The following is a 17,120-nucleotide window of genomic DNA, read 5'->3' as shown; positions in this document are numbered from 1 at the left end:
CGGACGTGCCGGACGTGCGGGGCAAGCCCGGCGGACCGGCATGCCCCGCATTGTCCCTCATCGGCCGCGGCGCAGCCGAAGTTCCTCGCGGCCGACGTACCAGGCGGCGCCCAGCACCATCAGCGCCAGCCCGTACCAGGTCAGCGCGTAGACCAGATGGCTGTTGTGGAAGGTCACCACGGTCAGCCCGCCGACCGGCCAGCGGCGCGGCGCGCCCGACGCGCCGAACGCCTCCTGCGGGCCGGCGTCGGCATCGATGAAGTAAGGCGCGACCCGTTCGAGCCCGCGCGCGGCGGCAATGGCCTGCACATCGCGCGAATACCACCGATCGGCGGCGGGGTCGTTGCGGCGCAGGAAGCCGCCGCCGGTCTGGCTGATGCGCAGCAGGCCAGTGACCGTGGTCTCGCCGGACGGCTCGTCCTTGGCGCGGCTCTCGCGCGAGCGGAATTCGGGCGGCACGAAGCCGCGGTTGATCAGCACGACGGTGCCGTCGCGCATGCGCATCGGCGTCATCACCCAGAAGCCGCCGCCGAACGCGGTGGTGGCCTGCACCAGCGTCTCGCGATCGTGCAGGAAGGTGCCGGTCACGCGCACATGCCGGTATTCGTCGGCCGCGGCGCTGACCAGCGGCCAGCGCTCGGGCGCCGGCGCATCCACCGGCGGCGCATGCACGCGCGACTCGACGCGTTCGATCAGGTCGAGCTTCCAGGCGCGGCGCTCGACCTGCCAGGTGCCCAATGCAAACAGCCCGGCGAAAGCCAGTACCGCCAGCAGCGCCAGGACCGCGAGGGCGGCCGGGCTGCGGGGAACGGGCTTGCGATCCGGGCTGTGGTTTGCGGAACGAGGCGTGGTCAAGGCATCGATTTCATGTCGTGCGTCATCACCGGCATCATATTCGTGTTCATGTGATACATGACCCAGAGCGAGCCGGCCAGCGTGATGACGACCAGCACGATCGTGAAGATCAGCGCCAGCATGTTCCAGCCACCTTCCGACTTGGTGTTCATGTGCAGGAAGTAGATCATGTGGACCACGATCTGCACGGCGGCGAAGCCGAGAATCACCAGCGCGGTGGTGTTCTGGTTGTCGATGACCTTGCCCATCACCAGCCAGAACGGGATCGCCGTCAGGATCACCGACAGCACGAAGCCGATCACATAGCTCTTCAGGGTGCCATGCGCGGCGCCGTCGTCGTGATCGTGGTGATCGTCGTGGCCATGGCCGTGATCGCCGTGATGGCCGTGGCCGCCCTGGTCGGCCAGGTTCGAGAACGAATAGTCGTGGGCGCTCATACCATCACTCCCATCAGATAGACGAAGGTAAACACGCCGATCCAGACCACATCCAGAAAGTGCCAGAACAGCGACAGGCACATCAGGCGGCGCTTGTTGGCCGCGATCAGGCCGTGCTTGTTCAGCTGGAACATCAGCGTGATCAGCCAGATGATGCCGAAGGTCACGTGCAGGCCATGGGTGCCGACCAGCGTGAAGAACGAGGACAGGAACGCGCTGCGCTGCGGCACCGCGCCTTCGTGGATCAGGTGCGAGAACTCGTACAGTTCCAGGCCGACGAAGGCCGCGCCCAGCAGGCCGGTGATGGCCAGCCACACCTTCGTGCCCTTGAGCTTGTTGCGCTGCATCTCCAGCATCGCGAAGCCGTAGGTGATCGACGACAGCAGCAGCATCGACGTGTTCAGCGCCACCAGCGGCAGGTCGAACAGGTCGGCGCCCGACGGGCCGGCCGCATAGCTGCGGCCCAGCACGCCGTGCACGGCGAACAGGCAGGCGAAGATGAGGCAGTCGCTCATCAGGTACAGCCAGAAGCCCAGCATCGTCCCGTTCTGCGGGTGATGCTCGGTCGGCAGGTAGAAGCGCAGCTCGTTGGAGCCGCCGCGGACCGGCGCGCCGCTGGCGCCGGCCGGTTGGGTTGCGATGGTGTCAAGCATGTTGTGCAAGCAGGCGGGTGCGTTCTTCCTCGGTGCGGACGACGTGCTCCGCCGGGATGTAGTAATCACGCTGGTAGTTGAAGGTGTGGCCGATCGCGACCGCCAGCAGGGCGACGAACGCGACGGCGGCCGGCAGCCACATATGCCAGATCAGCGCAAAGCCCAGCACCGTCGACAGGCCGGCGAGGATGATGCCCGCACCGGTGTTCTTCGGCATGTGGATCGGCAGGAAGCCCTTCTGCGGACGCTCGTAGCCGCGGTCCTTCATCTGCCACCAGGCGTCGTTGTCGTGCACCACGGGCGTGAACGCGAAGTTGTACGCGGGCGGCGGCGACGAGGTCGACCATTCCAGCGTGCGGCCATCCCACGGATCGCCGGTCACGTCGCGCAGCTGGGCACGGCGCTTGAAGCTGACCACCAGCTGGATCACGAAGGCGGCGATGCCGATCGCGATCAGGAACGCACCGACGGCGGCGACCTGGAACCAGATCTGCAGCGACGGATCGGTGAAGTGGCTGACGCGGCGGGTCACGCCCATCAGGCCCAGCACGTACAGCGGCATGAACGCGGCATAGAAGCCGACCAGCCAGAACCAGAACGAGACCTTGCCCCAGAAATCGTCGAGCTTGAAGCCGAACGCCTTCGGGAACCAGTAGTTGATGCCGGCGAACAGGCCGAACAGCACGCCACCGATGATCACGTTGTGGAAGTGGGCGATCAGGAACAGGCTGTTATGCAGCACGAAGTCGGCGGGCGGCACGGCGAGCAGCACGCCGGTCATGCCACCGATCACGAAGGTGACCATGAAGCCCACGGTCCACAGCATCGGCACTTCGAAGCGGATGCGGCCGCGGTACATCGTGAACAGCCAGTTGAAGATCTTCGCACCGGTCGGGATCGAGATGATCATCGTCGTGATGCCGAAGAACGAGTTGACGCTGGCACCCGAACCCATCGTGAAGAAGTGGTGCAGCCAGACCAGGTACGACAGCACCGTGATCACGACCGTCGCGTAGACCATCGACGCATAGCCGAACAGGCGCTTGCGGCAGAAGGTCGACACCACTTCCGAGAAGATGCCGAACGCCGGCAGGATCAGGATGTACACCTCGGGGTGGCCCCAGATCCAGATCAGGTTCACGTACATCATCGGGTTGCCGCCGAAGTCGTTCGTGAAGAAGTTGGTGCCGACGTAGCGGTCCAGCGACAGCAGCGCGAGCACGGCCGTCAGCACCGGGAAGGCGGCGACGATCAGCACGTTGGTGCACAGCGAGGTCCAAGTGAAGACCGGCATCTTCATCATGCTCATGCCCGGGGCGCGCATCTTGACGATGGTCACCAGCAGGTTGACGCCTGACAGCAAGGTACCGATGCCCGCTATCTGCAAGGCCCAGATGTAGTAATCCACCCCCACGTCCGGACTCTGCAGGATGCCCGACAGCGGCGGATAGGCCAGCCAGCCCGTCTTGGCGAATTCGCCGACGAACAGCGACACCATCACCAGCACGGCGCCGGCGGTGGTCATCCAGAAGCTGAAGTTGTTCAGGAACGGGAAGGCCACGTCGCGCGCGCCGATCTGCAGCGGCACCACGTAGTTCATCAGGCCCGTGACCAGCGGCATCGCGACGAAGAAGATCATGATCACGCCGTGGGCGGTGAAGATCTGGTCGTAGTGATGCGGTGGCAGGTAGCCCATGTTGTCGCCGAAGGCGATCGCCTGCTGCAGACGCATCATGATCGCGTCGGCAAAGCCGCGCAGCAGCATCACGAGGCCGAGCACCATGTACATGATGCCGATCTTCTTGTGATCGATGCTGGTGAACCACTCGTGCCACAGGTAGCCCCAGGCGCGGAAATAGGTCAGCGCGCCGACGAGCGTCAGCCCGCCGAGCACGACCGCCGCGAAGGTGGCGATCAGGATGGGCTCGTGCAGCGGAATCGCCTCCCAGGAGAGACGGCCGAAAATGAGCTTGGTGAGGTCGAAACTGTCAAGCATGCTGGTCAACGCCGGCTACAGCGCGTTGTGTGAGGGGTAGCTGGGGAAGCGTCACGGCGGCGGATTCGCCGGCCGGCGCAAAGGTGGACGCCGCCGGGCCGAAGGCACCGGAGCCGTCCGGATCGGCGACCGTGCACATGCCGCCGACATAGCTGCGCACCGGCGCATCCTGCAGGCCAAGGCGCGCGCGCGTGGCGGGGTCGAGCGTGGCGACGTTGAAGGCGCCGGGCTTGCCCTGGCCGCCCTGCTCGTCGATCGCCATCATTTCGTTCATGCACATCCGGTTCGCTTCGACGCAGCGGTTCAGGATCTTGTCGTACAGGCCCTTGTCGACGCTGGCGTAGTAGCGCACCGGCTCGCGTTCGCTCGGCTGCTCCAGCTTCAGGTAGTCCTCGCGGGTCAGGGTCTGGCCGCTGGCCTTGGCCTTGGCGATCCACTGCTCGAAGCCCTGCTCGTCCAGGCCGTGGAACCTGAAGCGCATGCCGGAGAAGCCCGCGCCGCTGTAGTTGGCCGACAGGCCCTCGTATTCGCCAGGCTTGTTGATGACCGCATGCAGCTTGGTCTCCATGCCCGGCATCGCGTAGATCTGCCCTGCCAGCGCCGGCACGAAGAACGAGTTCATGACGGTCGAGGCGGTGATCTTGAACTGGATCGGACGGTCGACCGGCGCCGCCATTTCATTGACGGTGGCGATGCCGTGCTCCGGATAGAAGAACAGCCACTTCCAGTCCAGCGCCACGACTTCCACCGTCAATGGCTTGACGTTGGTCGGCAGCGAACGCTTGGCGTCGATCCGCTCCAGCGGCCGGTACGGGTCCAGCGCATGGGTGCTGACCCAGGTGATCGCGCCCAGCGCGATGATGATCAGCAGCGGCGCCGACCAGATCACCAGTTCCAGCACCGTGGAATGGTCCCAGTCGGGCGAGTAGGGGGCGTCCTTGTTCGACGCCCGATACCGCCAGGCGAAGAACAGCGTCAGCGCGATCACCGGGACGATGATCAGCAGCATCAGCGCCGTGGAGATGTATATTAGGTTACGTTGCTGTACCGCAATGTCACCCGAAGGAGACAACAACACAGCATTACAACCTGTCAATAGGGTAATGGCGGGCAGCAAAATCAACCCGCGAATGGTATTAATGAGGGGCATTGCCGGCAGAGGAAATAGCGTAGCCGTCTTGGGGGAGACTGGTACTACGAATGCTTCGGGTGCGACGGACGCAGCTGTTACAACCGGAGCGAAATGTACTCTATTCGGCAAGCGCGGAGAATTGGACATTTTGTCCCAATGGTCGCGGCGCCTGGCGGGCGCGTCCGTCCGGCGTAGCGCTATCTGATTTAGCGAGGAAGCATGTCGAGTATCACGCACGATTCGCAAGCGCCTTTCCCTTCACTTCCCGCCAGCGACGACCGATCGCATTCGCCGGTCGCGCCGGGCGAGATCGCCACCGGCGTCGTCATTGGCCGGGCCTCCGAGTACTTCGACTTCTTCGTCTACGGCATCGCCTCGGTGCTGGTCTTCCCGTCGGTGTTCTTCCCGTTCGTTGGGCGGCTGGAAGGGACGCTCTACGCCTTCACCATCTTTGCGATCGCCTTTTTCGGGCGCCCGCTGGGCACCGCGCTGTTCATGGCGATCCAGCGGCGCTGGGGCCGCGGCGTCAAGCTGACCGCCGCGCTGTTCCTGCTGGGCTGTTCGACCGTCGGCATCGCCTTCCTGCCCGGCTATGCCTCGCTGGGCGAGAACGCGATCGTGATGCTGGCGGTGTTCCGCTTCCTGCAGGGCGTGGCCTTCGGCGGCTCGTGGGACGGCCTGCCGTCGCTGCTGGCGCTGAACGCGCCGCCCGATCGACGCGGCTGGTACGCGATGCTGGGCCAGCTGGGCGCGCCGATCGGCTTCCTGGTCGCCAGCGGGCTGTTCCTGTACCTGCACGCCAACCTGGCGGCGGACGACTTCCTCGAGTGGGGCTGGCGCTATCCGTTCTACGTGGCCTTCGCCATCAACGTGGTCGCGCTGTTCGCCCGGCTGCGCCTGGTGGTGACCGAGGAATACACCCGGCTGCTGGAGGAAGGCGAGCTCGAGCCGATCAGCACCCGTGAGATGGTGCGCGGCCAGGGCTACAACATCTTCATCGGCGCCTTCGCCGCGCTGGCCAGCTACGCGCTGTTCCACCTGGTGACGGTGTTCCCGCTGTCCTGGCTGGCGCTGCAGGCGACGCAAAGTGTCAACAGCGTGCTGAAGGTGCAGATCGCCGGCGCGCTGGTCGGCATCGTCGGCACCATCCTGTCGGGCTGGATCGCCGACCGCATCGGCCGGCGCACCACGCTGGGCCTGCTGGCGACGCTGATCGGCGTGTTCAGCCTGTTCACGCCGATGCTGCTCGGCGGCGGCGAGGCGGCGCAGGACCTGTTCATCCTGATCGGCTTCCTGCTGCTCGGCCTGTCGTATGGCCAGGCGTCCGGCACCGTGACCTCGAACTTCGAACGGCGCTTCCGCTATACCGGCGCGGCGCTGACCTCGGATTTCGCCTGGCTGTTCGGCGCCGCGTTTGCCCCGCTGGTCGCGCTCGGCCTGTCGGTCAAGTTCGGCCTGGTCGCGGTCAGCATCTACCTGCTGTCCGGCGTCGCGTGCACGATGCTGGCGCTGCGCATCAACCGCGCGCTCGAAACGCGCGACTGAGCCTCGGCCACCGAGACCGGCGCGGCGGCTCCGGCCGCCGCGCCCATCCGTCTCAGCCGGTCGTGGCCGGAGCGCAGTGACGGGGCGGCGCGGTCCGCTTGATCGCCTGCGCGACCGTCCGCTCCACCCTCCGCTCGACTGCGCGCTCGACCGCCGCTAGACAGCGCGCTCGCGACGATGCGCCTCCGCGGCTCTGGCCTCTCTCTATATATAGGGGTGGGTCCGCGGAGCCGCCCTCCCCGGGGCGCCGGCATTGGCAAACGCCCTCTGCGCCAGCACAATCTCCCTGTCGCCACTCTCGCTTCACACCATGCCATTCCTGGCAGAACATCACGACTGTTCCGGCTGGCACGGCGAAATGGCCGAACGCATCCGCGCGTTCGACTGGTCCACCACCGAGCTGGGCCCGATCGACCGCTGGCCGCCCAGCCTGGCCGCCGCGGTCCGGCTGCTGCTGGCCTCGCCGGTGCCGATGGTGATGTTGTGGGGCCGGCCGGGCTACATGATCTACAACGATGCCTACGCCGTCTTCGCAGGCGGCCGGCATCCGTATCTGCTGGGCTGCCCGGTCGAACTGGGGTGGCCCGAGGTGGCCGACTTCAACCGCCACGTGATGCAGACCTGCCTGGCCGGCGGCACGCTGTCCTTCCGCGACAAGGAACTGGTGCTGCTGCGCAACGGACGTCCCGAGGAGGTCTGGATGGACCTCTACTACAGCCCGGTGGCCAACGACGACGGCGCCCCCTCCGGCGTGCTGGCGGTGGTGGTCGAGACCACCGAGCGCGTGCTGACCGAGCGTTGGCGGCAGGAAGCCGAGACGGCGCTGCAGCAGGCCAACGAACGGCTGCAGCTGGCGCTCAATACCGGCGCGGTGCTGGGCACCTGGGTCTGGGACATCGCCTCCGATACCCTGACCGGGGACGAACGCTTCGCCCGCACCTTCTCGGTCGGACTGGCCCAGGCTGTGAAAGGCGTGCCGCGCACGATCATCAACGCGGTGATCCACCCGGACGACATCGAGGAACTGGCCCGCCTGACCGACGAGGCCATCCGCACCGGCGCGCCGTTCCGCGCCGAATACCGGATCCGGCGCGCCCACGACAGCTATCTGTGGGTCCAGGCCAACGGCCAGTGCGAGTTCGACTCGCATGGCGAGCCCTACCGCTTTCCCGGCGTGCTGATCGACATCGACGAGCGAAAGCTCGCCGAGCAGGCGCTGCGGCAGCTAACCGAGACGCTGGAAAAGCGCGTCGCCGACGCGATCGCGGCGCGCGCGCTGGCCGAGGGCCAGCTGCGGCAGGCGCAGAAGATGGGGGCGATCGGCAACCTGACCGGCGGCATCGCGCATGACTTCAACAACGTGCTGCAGGTCATCAGCGGCAACCTGCAGATGCTCGCCACCGAAGCCGGCGACAACCCGATCGCGCAGGGCCGCATCGCGACGGCCGCCAACGCGGTGCGCCGCGGCGCCAAGCTGGCCTCGCACCTGCTGGCCTTCGCGCGCCGCCAGCCGCTGTCGCCGGCGGTGGTCAATCCCGGCCGGCTGATCGGCGGCATGGCCGAGATCCTGCATCGGGCGCTGGGCGAGGCGATCAAGGTCGAGACGCAGACGCCCGACGACCTGTGGAACATCAAGGCGGACCGCAACCAGCTCGAGAACGCGCTGCTGAACCTGGCCATCAACGGCCGCGACGCGATGCGCGGCGGCGGCACGCTGACCATCTCGGCCGCCAATATCGTGCTCGACGGCATGCCATCCTCCGACGCCGACACCTGGACCACCAACGCGCCCGAACGGCCGGACGGCGACTACGTGGTCTTTCGCGTGGCCGACACCGGTACCGGCATGACCGCCGACGTGCTGGAGCACGCCTTCGAGCCCTTCTTCACCACCAAGGCCGACGGCCACGGCACCGGCCTGGGCCTGAGCATTGTGTTCGGCTTCGTCAAGCAGAGCGGCGGCCATATCGCGATCCAGAGCACCGTCGGCCGCGGCACCACGGTGCAGATGTTCTTCCCCCGCTGCGTCGAGGCAGAAACGCCCGAGACCGCGGAGCAGGAGCCGGCGCCGGTCGGCGGCGGCGAGACCATCCTGGTGGTCGAGGACGATCCCGACGTGCGCATCACCGCGGTCGAGATGCTGGCCCAGCTCGGCTATCGCGTGCGCATCGCGCCGAACGGCGACGCCGCCTGGTCGCTGATCGACAGCGGCATCGGCATCGACCTGCTGTTCACCGACGTGATCATGCCCGGCACCATCAAGGGCGGCGAACTGGCGCGCCGGGCGGCGCAGCGCCGGCCGCCGATTCCGGTGCTGTTCGCCTCCGGCTATACCCGCGACGAGATCTTTCACCTGGGCAGGCTCGACCACGGGGTGACGCTGCTGAACAAACCCTACCGGCGCGACGATCTGGCCCGCGCGGTCCGCGCCGTGCTGGACGCCCATCGGCGCAAGAGCGAGCCGGCGCCTGCCCAGTTGCCGCAGCCCCGGCGCGATGGCGTGGCCGCCACCGTATTGCTGGTGGAGGACGACGTCCCGTCGCGCGAGGCACTGCAGGAAGTACTGCTCGGCTTCGGCCTGGACTGCTCCGCGGCAGCTTCGGCGGAGGAAGCGCTGCAACTGGCCGACGCCCGGCGCTTCGACGTGCTGCTGACCGATATCACGCTGCCGGGCATGGCCGGCGACGCGCTGGCCGTAGCGCTGCGCGCCCAGCAGCCGCATATCGATGTGGTGCTGATGACCGGCTATGGCGCCGGCGCGGACCTGCAGGAGCCGATCGCCGGTGCGCGCGTGCTGGGCAAGCCGATCGACCTGTCGACCTTGCGGCGCGAGCTCGGCCCGTGGATGGGGGACATCGAGGCGGTGCAGTAGTCAGGCGCAAGCCTCGGCATCCTCCCGTTGCCCTAGCGCGGCGGCGGCCGCCGCTTGTACCAGGCATAGCCGGGCTCGACATCGGCCGCCCCTGGATGCCCGACGCTATACGGATTCTCCGACACCATCGTCACAAAGCCGACCGGCTCACCGGCGCGCTGCCGCGCCCGCAGCGCCTCGCAACGCGCCAGCACGGCGGCAAGCTGATCCGGGCCGTAGTCCTCGGCATGCGCGGCAGGCACGCCGTCGGCGTCGTAGGTGGTCCAATAGACTTTGTACATGCGGTTCTCGCAGCGGAAACATCGCGACGTCCGAATCGCTCGCAAGCGGACAACCCCGACCGAAATCCTCGGCGTCGGTCGATGCGTTGTCATGCTGCGATGCGGGGCGGGCCGGCAACAGCGAGAACCCAATCGAGCCGGCCCACAAACCGCGTTCGATTTCGTCGCCACACTATTGGAATGCAACAAGCCCCACTGCTTTGCAAGCAAGAAGCGGATGTAACGTCGGCGTCCCGAAGCTAAGATCAGTCTTTGTGCCTAACGGCACGCACAAATGCGAAAAGGGCGCTTATTAGGCGCCCTTTTCCAATCCCAGCCCCGGAGTCTGAGCACTGACTGTTTGGCACCCCGCTTGCGCGGGTCGTGGCCAGGAGAAGACCTTGCCGGGGATTACTCGGCGAGTATAGCAGGACGGAATCCCCATGCAAGGCTTCTACCCGGCGCTTCAGCGTACCTTCTCGGTGGCTCGATTGCACGCCTACCACGATGGCGAACCGGCCCCTTCGAAACTCGACATCGCCACGCGCTATGCACACAACATGGATGTCGCGATGCGCTTGTCTCCGGCTTTGCACGTGCTGGAGGTGGCGCTTCGCAACAATATCCACAGCGCCTTTTCGGCGAAATACGGCACCGCGACGTGGTACGACACGGCGGAGTGGCTCGGGTACAAGCAGATCGGCCAGATTGCGGTCGCGCGCACAACCCTTCACAAGGCACAAAAGACCGAAACACCAGATCGATTAGTTGCCGAACTGACAATGGGGTTCTGGGCGGGCTTGTTTGCGGGGTACTACGAGGCCTACTGGCGCGCCCAACCAGATCTGCTGAGAGCCATCTTCCCGCATGCGCCGCGGCACCTGCGACAACGCAACGCAATCAGTGCTCTCTTGCAACCGCTACGAACACTGCGCAATCGGGTGTCCCATTGGGAACGCGTGGCCCACCTCCCCGACTTGGCACAGCGCAAGCAGGATATCGACCGCGTTGTCCGCTCGCTTTGTCCGGCCGCAGCCTGCTTGCTGACGCATTGCGACCCTTTCGACGGGGCGCTGTCGGCGGCCGCATTCGCGGCATGCCGGACGAAGGTGCAGCCCTGCTTCGAGCCTGAGGAAGCATGACGCATTCCACTCGAAAGCCGCCTCCCACCAGCGCCGTTGCTGACAGCCCGCATTCGAGACATCGGCTGGCACGAGAGCATTCACGTTGGGTTCAAGCCTGTCTCACTCATCCGGCCAATTGTGAACGACTGCAAAGAGTGCGCCCTGAGTCATGACATCGCCGTAACCGGCACCTAGAATCCTCCCGCACGCTGCGACCTTTCGGACGTCGCCCTCGCGTGTCCGTGCGGCGCGCCTCAAAACAATCGGGAGAAGGATCCATGCACTTCAAGCGCCCCCTTGCCGAAGCCTTCGGCACGTTCTGGCTCGTCTTCGGCGGCTGCGGCTCGGCCGTGCTCGCGGCCGCATTTCCGCACCTGGGCATCGGCTTTGCCGGTGTCTCGCTGGCCTTCGGCCTGACCGTGCTGACCATGGCCTATGCGGTGGGTCCGGTGTCGGGATGCCATCTGAACCCGGCCGTGACGGTTGGCCTCGCCACCGCGGGGCGCTTCCCGTGGAAGGAAGCGCCGGTCTATATCGTGGCGCAGGTGATCGGCGGCGCGCTCGCCGCGCTGGCGCTGCTGCAGCTGATGGACGCCAAGCCCGGCTTCGACGTGACCGTCAGCGGCCTGGCCGCCAACGGCTTCGACGCCGGCTCGCCGTCCGGCTTCGGCATGATGCCGGTGTTCGCCACCGAGGTGCTGGCCACCTTCTTCTTCGTGCTGATCATCCTGGGCGCGACCGCGCAACGCGCGCACGGCGCGCTGGCGCCGCTCGCGATCGGCCTGTGCCTGACGCTGATCCACCTGGTCACGATCCCGGTGTCGAACACCTCGGTCAACCCGGCCCGCTCGACCGGCCCGGCGCTGATGGTGGGCGGCATGGCGCTGCATCAGCTGTGGCTGTTCTGGGTGGCGCCGATCGTCGGTGCAATCGCCGCCGGCGTGGTCGGCCGCGTGCTGTACAGCGACGACGAGTAAGCGAACACCAAGGTACTGCGGGGATGGCCGGCGACATCCCCGCCGGCCGCGCCACAAGCCTCGGCTCAGCGAGGCTGAGCCTCAGCCTCAAGCCTCAAGCCTCAGCCTCAAGCTTCAAGCCGCCAGCCGCTGCTGGCGCGCGGCCAGGGTCTCTGCCCAGGCCTGCTCCAGTTCCACATGGCCGGCGAAGCCGCCGGCCGATTTCACCTCGGCCTGCGCCTCGATCCCATGCGCGAAGCGCACGGCCGGATCCTCCTGCAGCTGCCGATAGAGCCGATCCAGGTTCGGGTAGTCCGCGCGGTTTACGACGCCGTGGTAGTCGGTCCAGCGCGCAATCCCGGCGAAGTACGCGTCGGCCACCGTGCGCCGGTCGCCCAGCAGCCAGCGGCGATCGCCCAGCATCGCGTTCAGCTGCGCATGCGCCTTCTCCACCTTCACCCGCCCGAACTCGCGCAGCACCGCCTTGGTGGTGTCGTCGCTGGCGTGCTCGTATAGATGCCACAGCGGCACGAAGGCGTTGAAGAAGGTCGTGTTCAGGTAGGCCAGCATCTGGTTGAGCCGGTTGAATTCCGGTGTGCCCTGGGCAAAGCCGAGCGCGCTGTCGATGCCGCGCGCGCCGATCCAGTTCATGATCGCCATGCTTTCTGTCACGATCGCGCCGGCATCGGTGGCCAACGCCGGCGTCTCGCCCACCGGGTTGATGCGGCGGAAGGCCTCGCTGGTCACCACCTCCGGCATCTCGATGCGGGACAGCCGATACGGCTGGCCCAGCCATTCGAGCGCGACGATCGAACCGAACGAGCATCCCGACGGAACGCCATAGAAGAGGATGGGGGTCATGTTGTTTCTCCGAGTGAAGGACCCGGGCATCGGGTCGATGGAGAGACTATAGATTTGTGGACATTGAAGCGGTAGTCGGCAAAAATTCAACGCAACGTCCATATATATGGACTTTGATGCGCTGCTGCGGACTCCCATGCTCAACCTGAATGACCTCTCGCTGTTCGTCGCCGCCGTCGAACACGGCGGCTTTGCCGCGGCCTCCCGCCAGCTCGGCATCCCGAAGTCGACGCTGAGCAAGCGCGTCGCCGAACTCGAACAGCGGCTGGGCGCGCGGCTGATCCACCGCAACTCGCGCAGCTTCGCGCTGACGGACGTCGGCCGAGCCTTCCACGAGCACGCCCGCGCCGCGCTGATCGAGGCCGAGGCCGCGCACGACGTGGTGCGCCAGCGCGCCGCCGAGCCGAGCGGCACGGTGCGCCTGACGACCTCGGTACCGGTCGCGCAGCAAACCTTGGCGCCGCGCCTGCCCGAACTGGCCCTCGCCTACCCGAAGCTGCATCTCCAGCTGGACGTGTCGGACCGCTTCGTCGATGTCGCCCAGGAGGGCTACGACCTCGCGATCCGCAGCCACTTCGCGCCGCTGCCCGATTCCGAACTGGTGCAGCGGCTGCTGTCGACCGAGCCGATCATCCTGGTCGCCTCGCCGCGCTATCTCGCCGCCGCCGACCCGCTGCAGACGCCCGCGGCGCTGGCCGGCCATGACGGGCTGCTGACCCGCCCGCTGGCGACGAGCTGGCGACTGAGCCGTGACGGCGAGACGGTCATCGCTACCCCGCGTCCACGCATGACCGCCAACGAATCGACCGCGCTGCTCAGCGCGGCTGCGGCCGGCCTCGGCATTGCATGCCTGCCCTTGTCGGTCTGCCGCGCGGCCCTGCAGCGCGGCGACATCGTGCGCGTGCTGCCGGACTGGACCGCCGGCCACGTGATGACGTCGGTCGTGATGCCGCATCGGCGCGGGCAGCTTCCGGCGGTACGGGCGGTGGTGGAATTTCTGGCGCGGTGTTTTGCCGAAGAATGAACGATCGGCGACGGCCCCGATTCAGCCCGAGGTTTCAGCCCGAGGTTTCAGCCCGAGGTTTCAACCCGAGGCTTCCGCCTGCCTCCGCACCCACGCCACCGCCCTCGCCAGGAACGGCGACGCATCGCCCGCGCGATAGCTCATGATCACCGGCGACACGAAGCCCGGCGCGTCGATCGGGCAATAGCGGACATCGTCCCGATGCAACCGCTGCACCGAGGCCGGCACCAGCGTGATGCCGAGCCCCGCGGCGACCAGGCCCAGCGCGGTCTGCAGCTCGTTCGCCTCCTGCACCACGCGCGGCTGCAGCCCCTGGGCGCGGAACAGCGACAGCACGTGGTCCGCATAGCTGGGCCGCGGACGCGCGGGATAGAGAATCAGCCCGCGCCGCGCCAGTTCGGCCGGCGCCATCGGGCCATCGCCACCCCCACGGCCATCGCCACCGACGCGGCCACGGCCACCGCCATCGCCGCCTTCACCTTCACGCGGGGCGGCCCGCGCCGGCAGCGCCGCGACCAGCGGCTCTGCCATCACGACCTGCTGCACGATGGCAGGATCGCTCAGCGCCAGCCGGCCAAAGCCCAGATCGATGCGGCCGGACTTGAGCGCCTCGAGCTGCTGAACCGAGATCATTTCCGTCAGGCCGACCTCGACCTCGCTCTGGTCGGCGCGCAACTCGCGGATCAGGTCCGGCAGCACGCCATAGAGCACCGACGGCACGAAGCCGATGCCGAACCAGCGCTTCTCGTTGCGGCCGATGCGCCGGGTGCCTTCGATCATCTCGTCGAGCCGCTGCGTCAACTGCAGCGATTGTTCGAGCAGAAAGCGCCCCGCCTCGGTCAGCCGCAACCCGCGCCCGACGCGCTCGAACAGCGGCACGCCCAGTTCGTCTTCGAACTGGCGGATCTGGCGCGACAGCGGCGGCTGGGCGATATGCAGCAGCGCGGCGGCGCGGGTCACGTTCAGCTCGCGCGCGACGGTCTGGAAATAGCGCAGATGGCGCAGTTCCATGGTGGCCTCCTTGACCTTCCATCCATACCTTACGGGTATGGAATCAGACATCTTCGGTCTTGGACAGGCCTCCGGTCAAGCCGCATACTCGACCGCAAACCCTCAATCCAATCCTCCAGGTATGGCAACCACCATCACATCCGTCGACGCGATCCTGGTCGACCTGCCCACCATCCGCGCGCATCAGCTGGCCATGGCGACCATGCAGCAGCAGACGCTGGTCATCGTGCGGCTGCGCGCCAGCGACGGCATCGAAGGCATCGGCGAGGCCACCACGATCGGCGGCCTGTCCTACGGCGAGGAAAGCCCGGAAGGCATCAAGCTGGCCATCGATACCTATCTGGCCCCGGCCTTGATCGGCCAGGACGCCACCAATGTCCATGGCGCGATGGCCCGGCTGAACAAGGTCGCGCGCGGCAACCGCTTCGCCAAGTCGGCGCTGGAAACCGCGCTGCTCGACGCACAGGGCAAGCGGCTCGGCGTGCCGCTCGCCACGCTGCTCGGCGGCGCGGTGCGCGACGCGCTGCCGGTGCTGTGGACGCTGGCCAGCGGCGATACCGCGCGCGATATCGAGGAGGCCGAGCGCCTGCTGGCCGAGCGCCGCCACGACACCTTCAAGCTCAAGATCGGCCGCCGTGCCGTGCGCGACGACGTCGCCCATGTCGCCGCGATCAAGCGCGCGCTGGGCGACCGCGCCCGCGTGACGGTCGACGTCAATCAGGCCTGGAACGAGGCGGACGGGGCCAACGGCATCGCGATGCTGGAGGCCGCCGGCATCGACCTGATCGAGCAGCCGATCGCCCGAGAGAATCGTGTCGGGCTGGCGCGGCTGGCGGCGCGCTTCGTGGTGCCGATCATGGCCGACGAAGCGGTGACCGGGCCGGAGGACGCGATGGAACTGGCGCGCCTGGGCGCCGCGGATGTATTCGCGCTGAAGATCGCCAAGTCCGGCGGCATCTTCGGCATGCTGCGCACCGCCGCGGTCGGCGATGCAGCCGGCATCGCGCTCTATGGCGGCACCATGCTCGAAGGCAGCGTCGGCACCATCGCCGCGGCGCACGGCTTCTGCACGCTGCCGCAACTGGCCTGGGGCACCGAGCTGTTCGGGCCGCTGCTGCTCAAGGACGACGTGGTGCTCGAACGTCCCGCATATCGGGACTTCGCGCTGCGCCTGCCGGACGGTCCCGGGCTCGGTCTGGCGCTGGACGAGGACAAGCTCGCACATTACCGGCGCGATTGCGCATAGCACCGACAACAACGACATGATGGCCACATAACGGCCGCACCACGCCCGTGTAAGCGCCGCACCACAGCCGCATCACCGCTGGATAACGCCACCGAGCCGCGCCCAACGCGGGCCGGGCACCCTAGTTTCGAACTTCACGAAGGAACGGAGACAATGAAGTCGCTCACTCTCGCCACCGTGGTCCTCGGCCTCGCCGCGGCCCTCACCACGCCGGCCGCGCAGGCCGCCTACCCCGAACGTCCGATCCGCTGGATCGTCCCCTTCCCCGCCGCCGGCGCGATGGACAATATCGCCCGCACGCTCGGCGAGGAGATGTCGCAAACGCTGGGCCAATCGATCGTCGTGGAGAACCGCCCCGGGGCCGGCGGCAATATCGGCGCCGAGCTGGTCGCGCGCTCGCCCGCCGACGGCTACACGATGCTGATCGTCGCCAACGGCATGGCGGTCAATCCGGCGCTGTACCGCAAGCTGACCTACGACCCGATCAAGGATTTCGCGCCGGTATCGCTGCTGGCCGTGGTGCCCAACGTGCTGGTCGCCAACAAGGCGAAGACCAGCGCGAAGACCGTGCCGGAGGTGATCGCCAGCGCGAAGAGCCAGCCGGGCAAGTACACCTATGCGTCCGCGGGCAACGGCACCTCGATCCACCTGGCCGGCGAGCTGTTCACGTCGATGGCCGGCGTCGAGCTGCTGCACGTGCCCTACAAGGGCAGCGGTCCGGCGGTCACCGACCTGCTCGGCGGCCAGGTCGACTACATGTTCGACAGCATCACGTCCGCCAAGCCGCATATCGATGCCGGCAAGCTGACCGCCATCGCGGTGACCACCAGCAAGCGCTCGGCCACGCTGCCCAACGTGCCGACGGTGGCAGAGGCCGGCCTGCCGGGCTACGAGCTGTCGCCGTGGTTCGCCGCGTTCGTGCCGGCCGGCACGCCCCCAGCCGTGGTGGAGACGCTGCACCGCGCGATGGTCGACGCGCTGCGCAAGCCCGCGGTGCAGAAGCTCCTGGCCGCGATCGGCGCCGAGCCGATCGGCAGCACGCCCGCCGAGCTGAAGCAGCATCTGGCGAAGGAAACCGACAAATGGGGCAAGCTGATCCGCGCGCGGGGCATCCGCGCGGACTGAACACCCTGCGCGGTTTCTCCGTT

Annotated in this window: 15 protein-coding genes; 7 read left to right on the top strand and 8 right to left on the bottom strand. The window is 67.2% G+C overall.

Annotated elements, in window-relative coordinates:
• Positions 1 to 57: 57 nt before the first annotated feature.
• Genes F1599_RS03960 through cyoA form a run of 5 tightly spaced genes read right to left on the bottom strand, consistent with a single transcriptional unit; the run spans position 58 to position 5,091 of the window.
• Positions 58 to 855, bottom strand: coding sequence for an SURF1 family protein (locus F1599_RS03960; protein WP_395894760.1), 798 nt, complete (start codon positions 853 to 855; stop codon positions 58 to 60).
• Positions 852 to 1,292, bottom strand: coding sequence for a cytochrome o ubiquinol oxidase subunit IV (gene cyoD, locus F1599_RS03955; protein WP_149319580.1), 441 nt, complete (start codon positions 1,290 to 1,292; stop codon positions 852 to 854). Before cyoD ends, F1599_RS03960 begins: the two co-directional genes overlap by 4 nt.
• Positions 1,289 to 1,945, bottom strand: a complete 657-nt coding sequence (gene cyoC, locus F1599_RS03950) for a cytochrome o ubiquinol oxidase subunit III (RefSeq protein WP_223819448.1) — start codon at positions 1,943 to 1,945, stop codon at positions 1,289 to 1,291. The genes cyoD and cyoC overlap by 4 nt, the downstream gene beginning before the upstream one ends.
• Positions 1,938 to 3,941 (bottom strand): cytochrome o ubiquinol oxidase subunit I, encoded by a 2,004-nt coding sequence (cyoB, locus tag F1599_RS03945; protein WP_150082253.1) that lies wholly within the window; start codon positions 3,939 to 3,941, stop codon positions 1,938 to 1,940. The genes cyoC and cyoB overlap by 8 nt, the downstream gene beginning before the upstream one ends.
• Positions 3,934 to 5,091: a ubiquinol oxidase subunit II gene (cyoA, locus tag F1599_RS03940; protein WP_149319628.1), complete on the bottom strand. Its 1,158-nt coding sequence runs from the start codon at positions 5,089 to 5,091 to the stop codon at positions 3,934 to 3,936. The genes cyoB and cyoA overlap by 8 nt, the downstream gene beginning before the upstream one ends.
• A gap of 201 nt (positions 5,092 to 5,292) precedes the next feature.
• Here cyoA and F1599_RS03935 point away from each other — a divergent pair, with 201 nt between their 5' ends.
• Both F1599_RS03935 and F1599_RS03930 read left to right on the top strand, forming a co-directional pair.
• A complete protein-coding gene (locus tag F1599_RS03935) occupies positions 5,293 to 6,618 on the top strand; it encodes an MFS transporter (RefSeq protein ID WP_149319578.1) in 1,326 nt (441 codons plus the stop codon).
• A gap of 310 nt (positions 6,619 to 6,928) precedes the next feature.
• Positions 6,929 to 9,490, top strand: coding sequence for a hybrid sensor histidine kinase/response regulator (locus tag F1599_RS03930; protein WP_150082252.1), 2,562 nt, complete (start codon positions 6,929 to 6,931; stop codon positions 9,488 to 9,490).
• 32 nt (positions 9,491 to 9,522) lie between these two features.
• Here the strand turns inward: F1599_RS03930 and F1599_RS03925 are convergent, their stop codons facing one another.
• Positions 9,523 to 9,771, bottom strand: coding sequence for a hypothetical protein (locus F1599_RS03925; RefSeq protein ID WP_149319576.1), 249 nt, complete (start codon positions 9,769 to 9,771; stop codon positions 9,523 to 9,525).
• 422 nt (positions 9,772 to 10,193) lie between these two features.
• Between F1599_RS03925 and F1599_RS03920 the strand changes: the two genes are divergently transcribed.
• Together F1599_RS03920 and aqpZ are read left to right on the top strand one after the other, a co-directional pair.
• Complete coding sequence (locus tag F1599_RS03920) at positions 10,194 to 10,892, top strand: hypothetical protein (protein WP_149319575.1); 699 nt, start codon at positions 10,194 to 10,196, stop codon at positions 10,890 to 10,892.
• Between the two features lie 260 nt (positions 10,893 to 11,152).
• Positions 11,153 to 11,851, top strand: a complete 699-nt coding sequence (gene aqpZ, locus F1599_RS03915) for an aquaporin Z (RefSeq protein ID WP_053823523.1) — start codon at positions 11,153 to 11,155, stop codon at positions 11,849 to 11,851.
• A 114-nt stretch (positions 11,852 to 11,965) separates the two neighbouring features.
• Here aqpZ and F1599_RS03910 read toward each other — a convergent pair whose 3' ends face one another.
• Entirely contained in the window at positions 11,966 to 12,691 is a 726-nt protein-coding gene (locus tag F1599_RS03910; RefSeq protein ID WP_150082251.1) for a glutathione S-transferase family protein, read from the bottom strand.
• 136 nt (positions 12,692 to 12,827) lie between these two features.
• Between F1599_RS03910 and F1599_RS03905 the strand changes: the two genes are divergently transcribed.
• Entirely contained in the window at positions 12,828 to 13,715 is an 888-nt protein-coding gene (locus tag F1599_RS03905) for a LysR substrate-binding domain-containing protein (protein WP_150082250.1), read from the top strand.
• 60 nt (positions 13,716 to 13,775) lie between these two features.
• On the opposite strand, the gene F1599_RS03900 is transcribed toward F1599_RS03905, so the two are convergent.
• Positions 13,776 to 14,726: a LysR family transcriptional regulator gene (locus F1599_RS03900; RefSeq protein WP_150082249.1), complete on the bottom strand. Its 951-nt coding sequence runs from the start codon at positions 14,724 to 14,726 to the stop codon at positions 13,776 to 13,778.
• Positions 14,727 to 14,847: 121 nt separating this feature from the next.
• On the opposite strand from F1599_RS03900, the gene F1599_RS03895 reads away from it, so the two are divergent.
• Both F1599_RS03895 and F1599_RS03890 read left to right on the top strand, forming a co-directional pair.
• Positions 14,848 to 15,972, top strand: coding sequence for a muconate/chloromuconate family cycloisomerase (locus tag F1599_RS03895; protein ID WP_150082248.1), 1,125 nt, complete (start codon positions 14,848 to 14,850; stop codon positions 15,970 to 15,972).
• Positions 15,973 to 16,125: 153 nt separating this feature from the next.
• Positions 16,126 to 17,097: a tripartite tricarboxylate transporter substrate binding protein gene (locus tag F1599_RS03890; RefSeq protein ID WP_150082247.1), complete on the top strand. Its 972-nt coding sequence runs from the start codon at positions 16,126 to 16,128 to the stop codon at positions 17,095 to 17,097.
• Positions 17,098 to 17,120: the final 23 nt, after the last annotated feature.

The sequence above is a fragment of the Cupriavidus cauae genome, assembly GCF_008632125.1.
GTDB lineage: Bacteria > Pseudomonadota > Gammaproteobacteria > Burkholderiales > Burkholderiaceae > Cupriavidus > Cupriavidus cauae.
This window is presented reverse-complemented; position numbering and strand designations above follow the sequence as displayed.